Genomic DNA, 15,385 nt, shown 5'->3' with positions numbered 1-15,385 from the left:
GACGCGGCGCCGAAGCCCGAAGTGTTGGGAGCAGCGATGAAACGTACTCGGTCACCTATCGACCTTCGTGCTTTGGAGGCGTTCGTTGCGGTATGTGAGACTGGCTCGATGACGGCAGCCGCGAAGCGCCTTCAGGTCAGCCAAAGCGCGGTAAGTCAATCCGTCGCCGCTCTGGAGCGAGAGCAAGGTACGGATCTGTTCGACCGGGACAGCCGTCCACCGCGTCCCAATCTCGCCGGGCGTGCCCTGCTCGAACTTGCTGGTCCACTGCTCCAGCATGCGCATACGGTCAGCGGCCGGATCAGGGATGCTTCGCTGGCCGGCACCCTGCCTGTGCGCCTCGGATGCGTCGATTCGTTCGCCGCGACCGTCGGGCCGGAAATCATCCGCGCGATGTCCAGCTCAACTCGCCAGATCGAGATGTGGTCCGGGCTCACGCCTGCACTTTCCGGACAGTTACACAATGGCGAGGTCGATGTTGTGGTGTGCACGCAGACGGTAATCAGCGACCACCGTATTGTCGAGCTCCCTCTTCTCTCGGAGTCGTTTCTGGCTGTGGCGTCTCGCCGCTGGCTTGACGGGCGCGCTCCAAAAGATTCGCATTGGCGACAATTAGCTGCTGAATTGCCGTTGATACGGTATACGGCGCGATCGGTGATTGGGCAGCAGATCGAACGCCTGGCACGACATCTGGGGATCAACAGTCCGCGTCGATACGAATTCGACGCCACCGATCCGATGCTCAGTCTGGTCAGCGCAAATCTTGGATTTGCAATTTCGACGCCGCTTTGTCTCTGGCAAGCACGGCACTATCTCAGCGACCTCGCTGTTTTTCCATTTCCGACAGGACGGCTCAGTAGACGCGATTTTTTCATCCTGCACAGGCAGGGAGAGTGGGTTGAGTTCGTGGAGAATATCTCTACGCTCACCGGTCGGGTGTTGGATCAGTTGATCTGTCCTGCACTCACCCGCAGTTTGCCCCAGTTACCGGCAGACGCGTTGCTCCCGAAACTGACGAACTAGAAGACGTTCATGAGCGACCTCTACACGCTGACGCGCGGACACGCCCCACTTCTCATCTCTATTCCGCATCTCGGCACTTACATCCCCGACGCTCTCCGAAACCAGTACACGGACGCCGCGTTGACGGTCGCCGATACCGATTGGCATCTGGACCGTCTTTATGCTTTTGCACTCGATTTAGGTGCGACGGTCCTCGGCGCGCGCGTTTCACGTTATGTGGTCGATCTGAATCGTCCGTCTTCGGACGAGAGCCTTTATCCAGGACGGACCACGACGGGACTGTGTCCCGACGTGACCTTTCGTGGCGAGCCGGTATACCGTGACGGCTACCTTCCCGATGCTGCCGAAAAAGAACGGCGGATTCAGACGTACTGGCGCCCCTACCATCAAGCAATTCAGACAGAACTTTCGCGACTTCGGAAGGATTACGCTAACGTACTTTTATGGGAAGCACACTCCATCGCAAGCGTCCTGCCCCATCTGTTCGATGGCAAGTTGCCGGATCTGAACATTGGCACGCAGGACGGCCGCACGGCAGCTGGAACCGTGCTGCAGGCAACGATCAACGCCGCTCAAGGTAGCAACTACACGTGGGTTGCCAATGGACGCTTCAAGGGCGGCTTCATCACGCGGCACTTTGGTGCCCCACATGAAGGGATTCATGCGGTGCAGCTGGAAATGTGTCAGAACACGTACATGGACGAAAACCCGCCATTTCCATTCCAGCCGGAACGGGCGCAAGCGATAGGGCCAACGCTACAGAGGATGGTCTTGGGTGCGTTGGACGCGGTCGGCGCATTGTGACACGCGGGGCTCAAGATCTATCGAGCCACTGCCGCAGCTATTGAAGCCCTGCCATCCATTCATCGCGTGCCGCCCGCCCGATCCCCCTTAGCACCGGCTGATGCGACTGATCGCCATGCTCGTCTCGCCCCTGCGAGGGGCTTTTGGCAGACTACATTCGTATTACCTGGAGCCGCTACACACACACCTTCTCGGGCTTAAGGCTCGACCTGGCCAGCAGCGCGCTGCCGCACCTGAGCGATCGCGTGAAGCCCATGCGACGAGACGTGCGATCACCCTCGATTGAGAGGCGATCCTGCCCACCCGCTCAGGTAACCCGTTATGGGATTTTTATGGGATTGCACCTACCGCAGATCACCGTTGACGGAATCCTTGAACGCCTTGCCGGCGGTAAACTTCACCGTATTGGCTGCGGCGATGCTGATTTCTTCGCCCGTCGCCGGATTGCGGCCCGTACGCGCGGCCCGCTTGCCCTGACTGAAAGAGCCGAATCCGACGAGTTGCACCGTGTCGCCCTTAACCACCGCTTTAGTGATCGCGCCGATGACGGCGTCGATTGCCTCGCCCGTAATGGACTTACTCGAGCCCGTCGCCGACGCAACGGCATCAATCAGTTCCTGCTTGTTCATCGACTTCTTCCTCATTCGTTGAATGACATCCTCGGCAGGTTCACATACGCGTACCTTGCCCGTAGCGTTCGAAAGACGCACTGCGTACCGTATCGCGAAGGCAGCACACGCACAAGTCCGTCCGAGCACCATGACAAAATTGACGCGACGCCGCGGTGCTCATCACGAAGCGCAAACTTGAAATCCCGGGTGTGGATCCGCGACAACAACGGTAGCGGTTCCGGGCAACGTCGGATAGCCACAACCTGGGCTAAAGGCTTCCTACGCCGACGACGACAACCTGGTCATCGTGCGTCGAAACCCGCAGTTGGCACAGGCCTATATGGTGCATGTGCTCGATCTCTACGAGCACTACCGTTTCCGCGGCGTCCAGGCGGAACTGAAACACGAAGGTAAGCGACCGTGGAGCGGCTTGCTGTACACCGACGCTGGCTTGCAGAATCCAGCCTGCTTCGCGATGCCGTCCCTCGCGCGTTACGCTTGGTTGAAACGACGGGCGCACGGACCGATGATGGCGTCCGTGTGCCCGACGGTGCGAGTCAGTCAGCCAATGACACGCGCGCAACGGACCAAACCGTCGCCTTCCGTAGTACCTGCGCATCCCGGGTAGTGAAGCAGGCGACGCGGCCGTTAATCGCGTCATCGCGCGAACACGGCCGGGCAACACAGCAGAAAGCAGCAGGGAGGACCGGACGCCGTACGTTGCCGGTAACGAATCTCGACAGTGACCGTGGAGCCTGCTGCCGCGAAACGGCCATTCAGTGCGACTCGTACGAGCCATCCACGAAAGCATGCGCGAAAAGGCGCTCGTCGCGCGACGGACCAGCCTTCGAATACAAGCGCGCGCAGCATCCGTTCTTCTTCGATATCCGGCATGACCGAACATGCGCTGCCGTTCGTGGCCTCGTCATTCCGCGAACACCGGAAATCGCGCCGCCGCACGCCGCATGAACAGGCACGGCAGCGGCAGGAATCAAGGCGCATCATTGCGCTTGCGTCCGCGCCGCCTGGCGTGAACGCCGACGGGCAGGCTGTGAAGACGTCGCGCCTGGTCCCGGATCGTCCGATGCTGGCGCACCGTCCATAGTTGGGTCGGCCTGTAGCGTGTCGCTGTCCTCCGGACCAGCGGGCTCGCCTGCACCTTCGTCGTGCGACAAATCGCTCGATCCCTCGTCTTCGCGCGGCTGGCGTTGGCGGTACACCACCTGTTCGACGCGCACGAGATTCAGGGAGATAGATTCGGCGTCGATATGCGCACCGGCGTCCGCCTCATTGTCGCGGTTAACCCAGGGAGTGACGTAGAAGTCGCCGCGCACAACGACGCTGGCTCCCGTGCGGATGTGTTGCATCACCCGCTCGGTCAGACGCTCGTTCCAGACGGTGACATCGACGGGAAAGGTCCGCCCTTCGCGCTGCTCGAGCGTGCCATCGTCGAGCCGGCGGTAGCTGGCGGACATGACGCGCAGCTCGACAATGCGGCGCGCGCCACTGGCGGTGTTGACCTGTTTCATCGTCGGCGACGTGAGCACGTTGCCAACCAGTTCTGCGTAGATGCCCATTGTGCACTCCGTTCATCAAGGATTGCCCCAGCGAATGAAGCGCGCTGTCCATAGTCTTCCTTGTTATCGACCGCTCTGCGTCAGCCTGATGTCCATCGATCAAACCCGGTCGAAACCGCGCACCTGTCTCAGGGATCGTCGGTCCGTCGAACCTTCACCGTGCCATGTTCCAGATACATTGCGAGCTGGCTGGCCGCATACCGGAAAACCGACTCGAGTGCGTTGAGCTCTTTCGCGCGCGCATTACATTGCAGCAGGTACGGGTGCAGCGGCGCGGGAACGCGATTGAAACAGCCCTTCACGCGCGGCCAGGCGAGTGCATGCGGCTCGCCACGAACGAACCAGTCGAGCCGGTGGCGCGTCGCGCCGCTCGCCAGTGCAATGCGCACGCAGCGCAGCGATACATCGAGCCCTGCGGTGGCGGTCTCCAGCGCCAGCGTCTGCATTTCGGTCACCGTCTCGTCGAGCCAGTGTTCGTACGAGCGCAGCAGCACGCGAAATCCGGGCTGACCCGCGACCCGCGATACGGGAAGTGCCGTCGCGGGTTGACCCACACCCGCCCCCTTACCCTTAAAGGCCTTTGGACGTCGATCCAGATCTGAAGTGCGATCCGTCATTGCCGCAGTCCTCCCGTCCCTTCCTTCATTGCACCAACGCCGCTCCCGCAGCCTGCGCGTGTGCGTCGTCCCCGGACAGCGGCACCGTATCGAGCAGGCGCAGTTCCGCCTCCGACAGGCGACTCACGCGTCGCCGGCTATGGCGGGGTTCACGCTCACCAGTAAACACGTCACGCGGCAGTACGCCGAGCAATGCACGCGCAGCCTCGACGCGTTTACCTGCGGCAGCATCCGCGTTCGGCAGGAAGTCGACGCGCGACAGCGGCAGCAGCTCGGCTCGCGTGAGTACCCGCTGGCAGTGGACCGCGAAGTGAAACACGGACAGGCACCGGTGCTTCGCCGAGCCGATGCGCCGGAACCCTTCAATCGACGACATCAGGTCGCGCAACGCGGCGGAGCGCACGAGTCGCACCAGGTAGTCAAGTTCGACCAGCAGCATCACGATCATGTAGCCGTACGGTGAGCCAAAACCGAGTGACACCCGCGCGGGTTCACGCGATTGCAGCACCGAATAGTCGAGGCCTTTTTCACGTGCGGCGTCGAGCAACTGACGGGCGTGCTGCTGCTCCAGATCGTTCGCGCGCCGGACGCCGGCAATGCGCTCCGCGATCTCGATGAGTTTCCAGTCCGCATACGGATTGTCGTTGCCCGAGAGCGACCACAATGCGCGCAGCGCGGCGGCGACGCGACGGCCACCCGCCATGGGGTGTCGTCCGGGTCCCTCCTCGCCTGGCGCAATCGAGCGCCCAAGGAACAGCCGCATCGCATCGCGCGTATGCAGATGCATGCGATCGGCACCGTCGCTGCCCAGTTGCCCGATGCGGCTGATCTGCTGCGCCTCATGCGGGCGCACCAGCGGATCACCGCCCTGTCGCAGCGCATGCGTCTCGTGCATGTGACTCAGCGCGTCCTCACGTTCGAGCAACAGCTGATAGCGGCCAAACAGGGGATCGGCCGGATCGGGGTCGTCCTCGGCAATCAGATGCGCGAGGGCCGCGCGTTCCGCGTCGATGTCGTAACCGTCGGCGAAGGGCGACGCCGTGGAGCGCGCGAAGGCGTCGACAGATGGATCGATGGTGATGGACAGCGCGGCAGACGATGGCTCCATGACAGGCTCCTTGAAACAGGCATTCGGTACAGAGGAATGGCCGGCGCAAGCGTGTTACCCGGGGTAACACCAGCGCAGGTCGCGGTGACCGCGGGATTGCTGTTACCCCGGGTAACAGCAGCGCATTGACGTATGCGTCCCGGGAACGGAAAACCCGGTCACGCATGCCTGTCGGCCTGACAGGCTGGCCGATGCGCCATCCGGGCGCGCAACGCATGCCGGATCTCCGCGAGATGCTGGCAGGCCGTCTCGCGCGTTGACGCAGGCAAATCGCCGTCCTCACGACGGTGCCGCGATCGCACGCTCATCTCCTCGCCCCGGGTTGCCCGCTCGCGTGCGGTGCGTTCGAGATGCGCGCGTGTCGCGATGAACTCGCCGGCGAGATAGCGACGCACGAGGCCCGCGATGTAGGCCACCGGCAACTGCACCGGCTGATGCCGGTGACCTGCCGCCATCTCGTCGAGCAGCACTTGCCGGTCCGCAACCGGAATCCGCGCGAGATGTGCGGCGACCAGTGCACGATCATCCGCGGCCACCATGACTGGCCAGACGATCGGACCGACGTCAGCCGTGGCGCCCGAGTGCATCGGCGAAAGACTGATTCCCGACACCGACTTCGGCATCTCGCGCGGCATAAACGGCATGAGCGCCAGGCCGGTGGTTGTCGTAGTCCGATATGTAGTCGTTCCGTATACGCGCGCGTCTGGAACGCACGTTTGTCGCCAGCGGTAATGAACCAAACCCGCCAACCGGATCCTCGGCGCGGCAGGCGCTACGCCGTGTTTCGCCGGCAGCGGGGGACTTCCGGTTGGCGACTTTTGCAGTGCCCCTTTGCCCGCACACGCGAACGGCACGTGGATGGTCTCGTCAGGCGGCGCGAGGCTGGCCCCGCTGTTACCCGGGGTAACAGCCCCCGGCCGTGCTCCGGCCACACCGTTGTGTTCTTCGCTCAGGCTCCGTGCGAGCAGGCGCTTGCGCGTTGCAAGTCGCTCACGCATATCGCCGCGCGACACAAGGCGCTCAAACTGGCGCTTCAGCTCGTCCGCATTGACCTGGGTGAACACGCGCCGGCCGGTGCACTGGCGCATGAGCTCGCGAATCAGGCCCTGACGCACGAGCCGCGCTCTCGCGTTGTCGAGCTGACGCCGGTTAAGGCCCAGCGTGCGTTGCCATTCGCCGGCCGTCAGCGTAAACCAGGTACATTGCCGGTCGGCCTCACGACGCTGCAGCTGCACCATGCGCGATAGCAGCAACGCGGCGTTCACGTTGCCGACCAGGTCGGCGAATATGCGCCGGTACGCGATGGTCGGCCCGAGCAGCGCCTCACTCGCGAATTCGTCGGTGCGCATCGCTTCGATCGACCAGGGAAGTTCACTCACCATCCGGCAATTCTCACGTACCGCATGCGAGATGGCCTCCACTTCCAGCCGGTAATGCATGCGTGCCGGCTGACCGCCCCGCCATTCGATCAGCAGATTCATGTTTCGCAGGCGCCGCCGCGCGTTCTCCTGCTCTTCGCGCGACAGGCCCGTCTCGAGCAGCCAGTGCTCACGGGTCTTGTGAATCCACCCGCCGTTCGCTTCCACATCGCGCCCGCGCCGTGTCCAGTACACCAGTTGTGAGAGCAGCAGCGCGTCCTTCGGATGGCCCGTGATCCGGGCAAGGCGTGTTCCGAAGGCAATGGGCCGATGAGGCCTCAGCACGGTCCACAGCGCTTCGAACCCGGTGATATAGGGATGGCATCCGGGCATCATGATTCGACCTCCACCGGCTGCTGCGGATGGTCCAGATGGTCTGCTTGGTCCGGGCGGACGGCACGCACGGGCGGCCACACGACATGGGCGGTGCGTTCCTCCGCTTTCTGCTGAAGCAATGCGAGCACGGCCGGCCAAAGGATGCGCCATTCCTCCAGCGGCGGCGTCCTTCTCCTGCGGTAAGCGATCAGGCCTTTCGACCGGAGGAGTCGCCGGGCGGCCCGCTGCTGGGCTTCCGTGAGCGCCAGTTTTCGTTCGAGCTCTTTGGACGCGACCTGCAGCCAGACATGCTGGCGCCCTGTCTCGCTCTCCAGCGTCGAGAGCTCGGTGAGCATGGCTGCGGCAGCGAGGTCGCCGCATATCTCGACGAAACACCGGTCGATCGTGATCGGCACGTCGAGCATCGAGAGGAGCATGTCGGCCTCGGCAGGCGGCAGTCCGGGCGAATCGTCCCAGGTCTTGCCGGGCAGCAGGTTGCCCTGGGGATCAAGGCGCATGTCGTACATGGTGAGGCTCCTTTAGGGAGGAAGTCGGATGGCTATCTCTGGTGTCGGGCTCCAGTGCCGCGAACAGCGTCGCGAGCGACCATTGGCCCTGATATCGCTCATGCAGTGCCAGATACCGTTCGCGCGGGTCGCCAATGTCGTTCAGCCTGGCCCAGGCATCGAACAGCGTGTCCATCGCGCACGGCGCCAGCGCGCGCGGTTTCGTCGGTGCGGCAACACCGAGCTCGTCGCGTAGCTGCGAGATCGTTGTGCGCGTGACCGTACGAAAGAACGTGCGGATCATCGGAATACTGGCCTGTCTTTCGACAAATGCGCACAACAGCTCCTGGTCGCGCCATTGCCGTTCGATCAGCTCGCATCGACGCTGCAACGTGCCGGGGTCCACATAGAGGCGCAAGGCGCCAGCCGCGAGCAGCTCGCGGGTGAAGGCTGATACACGAGCATCGCCCAGCACGCGTCGAACTGCCGCCGGGAGTGCATCCGTCAACGCGTTTGTCGGCGACATCCCGCCGGTCGCCCCTGTTTCACATGAAACTTTGCAATCCTCATTGACAGGTTTGCTATCCAGGACAGCTGAGGCCGACGAGGCCATCAGCTCGAGCAGCGTGAAATGTTCGAGCGACGCGCTCCTGACCCGCAGGAAGGCCTGGCCCATCACAGCCCTCCTCGCTGAAGCCGCTCGTCGGCACCCGGCTCGGGCCAGCGTGCGGACGCAAAGCGTTCTGAATTCGCGACGCGGAAGGCGCGCGCCTGAAGAACAAGCTCTGCCCACCATTGTCCGATCGGGTGATCGGGGTTCAGCATCACGTCGAACATCACATCCATGCGGTCGCCAAGCAACGGTTCGCCGATACTCGCGTCGCACGCGCGGTTCCACGCTTCGTCGTCGCCGGCCATCCGTGCAAAGAGGGTATCGCGGGGGATGCGTGCGATGCCCGTTGCGGTATTTTGCCGGGACAGGCTAACGAGCCACCACCAGCCGAGGTACCGGTTCAGTGCGCCTTCGTCGTGCCCCGCATCAGTTTCGGGCGACAGTCGCGGTTGACCCGGCGGTGGTGGCTCGATCATGAAACCGTACGGCAGCGCCGGTGCATCGCGCACACAGCCGTCAAGACCGCAGGTGCGCGCGAATGCCACCACCGCCTCCCGGAAAAGCTCACCTTCATCTGAAGCACATGCCGCGGCGTCTTCGCCAGGATCGTGGACGTCAGCAACCACCCGTGTTGATCCGTCAGCGGGCGTACGCTGCGGGCTATCCGGTGTCGTGGCCGATTCGCCTGGCCGTTTCGCACCAGGAGTCGCGTCCGGCACTGTGGCTTCCATGGCCCGCGCGCGGACGGACAGATCTCCCACGCCCTGCATCGGTGCCATCGGTGTGTCGGCCCCGCCGGTCACGTCTCCAGCCGGCGCAGCCGGTGAAGGTTCGGCCCGCTCAACCTGCATCCCGCCCACTTCGCGCAGATCGTCGCTTGTGGCATCCGGCGTGCGCTCAAGCAGATGGCACATCCGGCCCAGCGCATCGCGCGACACACCGAGCTCGTCCACCATGCGTTGTCGCAATCCATCGACCAGGCGTGCCGCGTCGAAAGCAGCACGCTGTGGCAGCATGCCGGCATCGCCCGGCTCGCAGCCAGCGGCCATGCCTGTCAGGTGTGGATCGATCACCCGCGCCTGCACCCATTGATCATCCAGGCCCAGACGCCTCGCCAGACGCAGGAGCATACCGATGCCGGGCTGGATGACATCGACGAGTGCACGTCGGCTGAGAAATGCTGTAGCAGGTCCAAGCGCGGACAGTCGTTCGATCGCAAACTGAAAGAGCGAAAGCAGTACATGGCTCACCGCTGCACCATCCTGCTCGAGCAGTCTTGAGAACTCGCGCAGCGACAGCGTAGCTCCCCGTTCCGTTTCGAGATCGGCCTTGAGCGCCAGATAGCCGTTCGCCTTGTCCCAGAAGCACAAATCCGCACGTTGATCGTTTTCGCGCAGATGCGCCGCCAGCAGCCTCGCCTCGCCGGGATACGGCACGTAGACGAAGTCGTAATGAAGGAAGCGTTCATCGCCGGTTTCATCGTACAGGGCCGTCGCCGCGGTCACGCGCGAATTCCCGCCCTTCGCGACCACGTAGCGCGTCTCACCGGGACGTCGGGTCACCGTCACGATCTGCTCGATGCCGTTTGCTCGGATCGACTCCTTGAGTTCCGCGATACGCTCGTGCGACGCGCGCCGGGGATTGCGCTCGTAGACCATCACGTCGGTGATCCTGAGCCGGATCACCGACGTCAACTGCGGATCGGGCGCCTGTGCACCCGGCGGCGCCACATCAAGGCGTTGCGCAGCAAGGTCTTCGCGCGTCCTGATGAGCGACTTTCCTGACGAGCTCATGCGACCGCCCCCTGTCCGCCAAGGCCAGTCCCCTTATCGCCCGTCCCGTCATCGTCCGTCCCGACGTCAACCAGCGTGCGTCGCGGTGCCCCGGCATAGACATTCGCCAGCGACGGGAACAGTTCCCATGCAAGACGGTGCATGACGTTCCACGCGGAATTGTCGAACTGCCTGCGACGATCGAAGTCGTGAACGGGAATGCGTGCCGTCGCAGCCGCACAATAGGCGGCGGCCGACGGGATGACCGTGTCCAGTATTCTCACTTTCGCATGGTCTGCGAACCGTTGCCGCAGCACAGCCGAGAGTGCGCGGGCGTTGGTGGTGCGCTCGTGCGCATTGATCAGCGCGAGCAGATCACCCGAGCGAAACGACTCGCCAAAGTCGGCCAGCCGGTTCAATTCATCGAGCATCGCGATCGTGCCCGTAGCGAACTCCCCGGCACTCAGCGCATCCGGCTTGACAGGGGACACCATGATGTTGGCGGCCATCGCCGCGGACTTCTGCAACTCGCCCACCGCGCCCTGCGTATCGATCAGCACGACGTCATAGGCTTCCATCAGCGGACTTTGCATCGCACGACGCAGGATCATCAGCCGGTCCTCACGGCGGTTGAGCCAGGCCTGCAGCCCCGCGTCCGGTGTGTCGGAATAGACGAGATCGAGATTCGAGAAGATCGTGCGGCTGATGCAGTCCGCGGACGGGTTGCCGCCGGAGGTCACAACAGCGCTCAGACCACGCGGTGAACGGTAATGGACGGGAAAGAACTTGCTTAGACTCGGCTGGACATCTGCATCGATCGCGAGGACCTTCAGGCCGAAGGCTGCGAGCAGGCCGCCCAGATTGGCGGCGACGGTCGTCTTACCGACGCCGCCTTTGGTGGAGACGAACGAAATAACAGCCGGCACGGTGGGATATCCAGTACAGCGTCATTGCTTGAGCGGATAACAGAATCAGAAAGAAACCGATCAGGTTTTGTCGTGAGACGGCCCGCGCTGGTCCGGGGCAGCAAAATCGTCAGCGTCACGCGCGTCAGTGCGGGTCAACTGCGAGGCAATCCACTTTTCATACTCGTCTACGGGAAACAGACGCCGACGACCTACGCGCAGTGACGGCGGCATCGGCAGCCCCAGCGTCAGGCGGTTGCGCGCGGTCGCGGGCGCGATATGCAGCTCGCGTGCAATCTCTTCCAGCGTATAGAACCGCCCGCCCGTCACGCGGACCTCGCGAACATGATGCTCGTCGGTCCGCGGCCTGCTGCGTTCGTCCAGGTACGTCCAGTCTTGTCCATTACTCGAACGTTCCTATAATCAAGGTACGAAATCATCGTAGGAATGTGAGGCCCACATGTCAAGCACCGCGGATCACGGGGACTACCACCGGCGCATCGTGCAGGTTCGTGAGCATCTCGAACTGTCTCAGGAAAAAATAGCCCGGCAACTCGGACTCTCCCTGCGCGCGTATGCGAATTACGAGCGTGGTGAACGTGCGGTCCCGGTCGAACTACTGCGTGCGTTGTACGAGCAGTTCTCGATCGATCCCGCCTGGCTGCTGACGGGCGACGGCAACATGATTCTCGATCGTGATGTGCGGTATCGGCTCGACCAGAAAGCGCTTGATAGCGTGCTGGTCGCCGTCACACGGATCGAGGCGCGCCTTGATATCCCCCTCGGCGCGAAAAGGAAGGCGCGACTCATTGGCCTGCTCTACGAGCAGTGTCAGCTGCTGGGCGATAGTGCCGACGATATCCTGAAGGACTCGCGCATCAGTCGGCTGACGCGTTAGTTTCGCTAAAGTCAGCAACCCCAATAATTCCGCAATGGTGTCTGTCGACCATCGGCCGGCCATTAATCTTCGGACGTAGCGTTTTTCAACGCATGGATGATCATGTCTGCGATATCGCAATCGGTAGTGGAGAAATGCAATGGGACGTCGGGAAGAGATCAGCGAGGAACTCGATCAACTGGCGGGTGAAATCGAGAAGGATATTTTGCGTCGGCGCGGCGAGCGCGCCGCGAATCTGCCGTCGATTCCCGAAACGCATATCCGTCTTGAACTTTTCATTGCGCAGCCACCGCCTTCCGGATTTCAGATCCATATCTCGATGGAACGGCGCGGCAACGGCGAACCATCATAGCGGCGCGCGGCCATCGCCCCGTCGGCACACTGGTCGTGGGAATAATGCTCTTGATCGGTTGTTCGGGCGCGATGCGTGCCATCGGCAGCCGATCGTGCCGCTAATTGCCGAATCAATGACAGTTTTCCGCTAACTGCCATCCTCGCGGTTGTGGGTGCGATATCCAGCGACCATCGCTGCGGAAAGCAATGCGTCAGTCCGGGCCAAGGTCGGGCACGACGGGCAACGCGACAACTGGCACGGCAACCGCGACGATAGCTTGTCCGCAACGCCTTCTTCGTCATACTGCACGACGTTGCTCAGTTCAACCAAGCATCGAGCGGAGCGTCGATCACCGGGGACGTTGACGTACGGTCCGCCGGATTGCGCACACACGACTCAACTCCCTGATGCTTCGCGAGCAAGGCGATCCATCGCGCATGCCGCTGTCGAGAATGCAACCGGCTGAACATTTGCGCAACGCACGTTCGACCGCTGCATATGTTTCGTAAGATCAAATCTCGGTGGTCGGCGCCCCTGCGCTTCCATTCCTCCTTCGCATTCGCTGCGGGCGACGTGATCGTCTTCAATGCGAGGCCATTCACGCGAGGTAATCCATGAATCATCGCGTCGTGATACACGATCAGGAACTGATCCGCTCCACGTTTCCGGAATGGGACAGTCTTCATCGGGCCATGACTTCGCCTGACGTGCTCCCCGTCGTCCTTGACATCGCGTTCGACTGGCTGAGCATTGCGCTCGCCATGCTGACCCTGCATCGTTTGGGATGGATGTCCGCACCCGCTGCGATTGCATGGATTGGAAACCGGCAACGTGCACTGGGCAACCTGCTTCACGACGCCGCCCACCGCAACCTTGCCCGATCAGATCGCATCAATGACGCGCTGGCATGCCTCTTTATCGCACCGGCGCTGTTCAACAGCCTTGCAGTTTATCGGGAGCTGCACGCCCGTCATCACGCGTGGCTGGGTGACCCTATGCGCGATCCCGACTATATCGCCGTTCGTTCGAAGCCTGGCGACCGCTGGTGGCAGCCGTTTTCCAAGGTTTTGTTCGCGCCAGCGGCATGGGTGGGCTCGACGTTCGGACACCTGCATCTGGCGACGCTTACATGGATGCAGCGCTTCGCCATCGTAGGATGGTGGTGCGCCGTACTGGGTGCCATGGCGCTTCTATGGGGCGTGCGTGCGGCGGCACTTTTCTTCGGTATCTGGCTGCTGGCAAGAGCCACCGTCTTCCACGCGATCACCACGTTTCGGGAGCTGTGCGACCACTTCGGCCGGCAGCCCGGCGGTATCTTCAGATACACACGCGACGTGTCTTCCCGGAGCCTGTGGCGTGGGCTCATCCATCCGCATAACAACGGCTATCACCTGACGCATCACCTGATGCCCGCGACTCCCTACCACCGACTTTCTTCCGTACATCAGCGCCTGCTGGAACTGCCTGCCTTCGCCCGAACAGCGCGGGTGTGTCGTGCGTACTTTCGCGGACCCGACGCAGTCGTCCGTGAATGGGAAGTCGAAGGAGGAGCCAACAATGTTGCAGCGTAACCTTGGCGCGGTGCACGTCGCCGCCCTGCTCGTCTCGGCAAGCTATGGCGTCGCATTCCTGCTCGGTTCCGGTGAGATGGCGGTCCATTCCGGAATGGCGGGCAGCCTGTACGCGATCATCACCGCACTGGGTATGCTCGCGCTCGAGGTTGTCGCGCCGACGCTCTGGCGGGGACGCGAACTCATCTGGGAGATGTTGGGCGAGCACTACGGTCCGGTGGTACGCAAGCTCGTGGCGCTGCTGTCACTCGTCTGGATGGCCGGCGTGCTGGCCGCCCAGATCCATGGCGGTATCGCAGTGCTGGTCGCCGTCGGACTCCCGGCAACGCATGCGCTGGCGGTGATTGCGGCGGCATTGCTGGTGATGTCTTCCATTGAGCTCGGTATGGCCGCCATGCTCTTCGCGTGCTGCCTGCTGGCAACGAACCTCGCGCTCGTACATGCGCTGGTGGCTTCGCACGGACTGACCGTGTACCTCCATGCGTGGCCGTCCTTCCTCCAGGAGACACACGCCGCGCCACGTGCCGAGACGCTGGTAACCATCGCTGCAGTCGGGTTTCTGGTGATCACAGGATCGGACTATCAGCAGTTCGTCATCGCGGCGCGCCGGCCACGCGATGCGTGGCTCGGCTGCGTATTTGCGAGCCTTTTCCTCATGGTGACCGGGTTTCTCCCGGCAGCAACGGTCGTCGCAGCGCTTCATGCCGGCAAGCTGTCCGGCCTGACGGACACCGCGGGCGCGATCCCGTGGATCATGCTGCAAACCGGTCGGTCAGTTGGGCCCGTTTGCATCGGCGTCATCCTGCTTGCTGCGCTTGGCTCAGGGACCGCGATCGCGCGCGCAATGTCATCGGCACTTGAGGGCCTGCATGCCAGAGATGGTCGCTACGGCTACGCGTCGCGCCTGCTGATCATCGTCATCGGTTGCGCAATCGCCACTGATGGCCAGGCGATTGTGTCGACCATCGTTTCGCTGAACGTCGTCTACGTTGCCGCCGTCGGTCTGCTGTTCCTCTTCCACGAGAGCGGTCGACAGGTCGCACCGCGCTGCGCGTCAGCGATGCTGCTGTCCGGGGCCATCGTCTCACTGCTCGTGTCGGCAATGAACTGGACAGGCATCGGCCATCTGCCCGCCTGGTTCCCGCTTCCGGCGGGGCTGTTCGCTTCCGCCTGCGTGCCGGTCGCATGGCAGTTCGCGCCGCTTCTCGACCGGGTCCGGTCATAGAGTCGACTGGCCACCCGAACGCGCCTGGCCCGGGCGCCTGCGTGTTGACCATCTCGATCTGACCGGCGCCCAGACCGCACTGCCCCGC

General features: G+C 62.8%; 16 protein-coding genes. 6 read left to right on the top strand and 10 right to left on the bottom strand.

The window, feature by feature from the left end:
- Positions 1 to 36 precede the first annotated feature (36 nt).
- Positions 37 to 1,023, top strand: coding sequence for a LysR family transcriptional regulator (locus AABE10_RS11595; protein WP_342933389.1), 987 nt, complete (start codon positions 37 to 39; stop codon positions 1,021 to 1,023).
- A gap of 9 nt (positions 1,024 to 1,032) precedes the next feature.
- Positions 1,033 to 1,827, top strand: coding sequence for an N-formylglutamate deformylase (gene hutG / locus AABE10_RS11590; protein WP_342933388.1), 795 nt, complete (start codon positions 1,033 to 1,035; stop codon positions 1,825 to 1,827).
- A 344-nt stretch (positions 1,828 to 2,171) separates the two neighbouring features.
- On the opposite strand, the gene AABE10_RS11585 is transcribed toward hutG, so the two are convergent.
- From AABE10_RS11585 to AABE10_RS11540, 10 genes are all read right to left on the bottom strand, one after another.
- Positions 2,172 to 2,588, bottom strand: a complete 417-nt coding sequence (locus AABE10_RS11585) for an HU family DNA-binding protein (protein WP_342933387.1) — start codon at positions 2,586 to 2,588, stop codon at positions 2,172 to 2,174.
- 851 nt (positions 2,589 to 3,439) lie between these two features.
- The gene (locus AABE10_RS11580; RefSeq protein ID WP_342933386.1) at positions 3,440 to 4,015 is read right to left on the bottom strand and encodes a single-stranded DNA-binding protein; all 576 of its coding nucleotides are present in this window, start codon (positions 4,013 to 4,015) and stop codon (positions 3,440 to 3,442) included.
- A 128-nt stretch (positions 4,016 to 4,143) separates the two neighbouring features.
- Positions 4,144 to 4,569 (bottom strand): hypothetical protein, encoded by a 426-nt coding sequence (locus tag AABE10_RS11575; protein WP_342933385.1) that lies wholly within the window; start codon positions 4,567 to 4,569, stop codon positions 4,144 to 4,146.
- A gap of 88 nt (positions 4,570 to 4,657) precedes the next feature.
- Complete coding sequence (locus AABE10_RS11570; protein WP_342933384.1) at positions 4,658 to 5,740, bottom strand: PFL_4669 family integrating conjugative element protein; 1,083 nt, start codon at positions 5,738 to 5,740, stop codon at positions 4,658 to 4,660.
- A gap of 158 nt (positions 5,741 to 5,898) precedes the next feature.
- Entirely contained in the window at positions 5,899 to 7,494 is a 1,596-nt protein-coding gene (locus AABE10_RS11565; RefSeq protein WP_342933383.1) for a hypothetical protein, read from the bottom strand.
- On the bottom strand, positions 7,491 to 8,000 hold the full coding sequence (locus AABE10_RS11560) for a hypothetical protein (protein WP_342933382.1): 510 nt from the start codon (positions 7,998 to 8,000) through the stop codon (positions 7,491 to 7,493). The genes AABE10_RS11565 and AABE10_RS11560 overlap by 4 nt, the downstream gene beginning before the upstream one ends.
- The gene (locus tag AABE10_RS11555) at positions 7,981 to 8,655 is read right to left on the bottom strand and encodes a hypothetical protein (protein WP_342933381.1); all 675 of its coding nucleotides are present in this window, start codon (positions 8,653 to 8,655) and stop codon (positions 7,981 to 7,983) included. Before AABE10_RS11555 ends, AABE10_RS11560 begins: the two co-directional genes overlap by 20 nt.
- Positions 8,655 to 10,385 (bottom strand): ParB family protein, encoded by a 1,731-nt coding sequence (locus AABE10_RS11550; RefSeq protein ID WP_342933380.1) that lies wholly within the window; start codon positions 10,383 to 10,385, stop codon positions 8,655 to 8,657. The genes AABE10_RS11555 and AABE10_RS11550 overlap by 1 nt, the downstream gene beginning before the upstream one ends.
- Positions 10,382 to 11,290, bottom strand: a complete 909-nt coding sequence (locus AABE10_RS11545; RefSeq protein ID WP_342933379.1) for a ParA family protein — start codon at positions 11,288 to 11,290, stop codon at positions 10,382 to 10,384. The genes AABE10_RS11550 and AABE10_RS11545 overlap by 4 nt, the downstream gene beginning before the upstream one ends.
- A gap of 60 nt (positions 11,291 to 11,350) precedes the next feature.
- On the bottom strand, positions 11,351 to 11,599 hold the full coding sequence (locus tag AABE10_RS11540) for a DNA-binding protein (protein WP_342933378.1): 249 nt from the start codon (positions 11,597 to 11,599) through the stop codon (positions 11,351 to 11,353).
- A gap of 130 nt (positions 11,600 to 11,729) precedes the next feature.
- Here AABE10_RS11540 and AABE10_RS11535 point away from each other — a divergent pair, with 130 nt between their 5' ends.
- From AABE10_RS11535 to AABE10_RS11520, 4 genes are all read left to right on the top strand, one after another.
- On the top strand, positions 11,730 to 12,167 hold the full coding sequence (locus AABE10_RS11535) for a helix-turn-helix transcriptional regulator (protein ID WP_342933377.1): 438 nt from the start codon (positions 11,730 to 11,732) through the stop codon (positions 12,165 to 12,167).
- A 139-nt stretch (positions 12,168 to 12,306) separates the two neighbouring features.
- Positions 12,307 to 12,519: a hypothetical protein gene (locus tag AABE10_RS11530; RefSeq protein ID WP_342933376.1), complete on the top strand. Its 213-nt coding sequence runs from the start codon at positions 12,307 to 12,309 to the stop codon at positions 12,517 to 12,519.
- A 596-nt stretch (positions 12,520 to 13,115) separates the two neighbouring features.
- Positions 13,116 to 14,072, top strand: coding sequence for a fatty acid desaturase (locus AABE10_RS11525; protein ID WP_342933375.1), 957 nt, complete (start codon positions 13,116 to 13,118; stop codon positions 14,070 to 14,072).
- Positions 14,059 to 15,297, top strand: a complete 1,239-nt coding sequence (locus tag AABE10_RS11520; RefSeq protein WP_342933374.1) for a sodium:solute symporter — start codon at positions 14,059 to 14,061, stop codon at positions 15,295 to 15,297. Before AABE10_RS11525 ends, AABE10_RS11520 begins: the two co-directional genes overlap by 14 nt.
- The last annotated feature ends 88 nt before the right edge of the window (positions 15,298 to 15,385 follow it).

Source organism: Paraburkholderia diazotrophica (assembly GCF_038900755.1).
GTDB classification, from domain to species: domain Bacteria; phylum Pseudomonadota; class Gammaproteobacteria; order Burkholderiales; family Burkholderiaceae; genus Paraburkholderia; species Paraburkholderia diazotrophica_A.
Note: the sequence above shows the minus strand (reverse complement) of the source record. Positions and strands in the feature narration are given on the sequence as shown.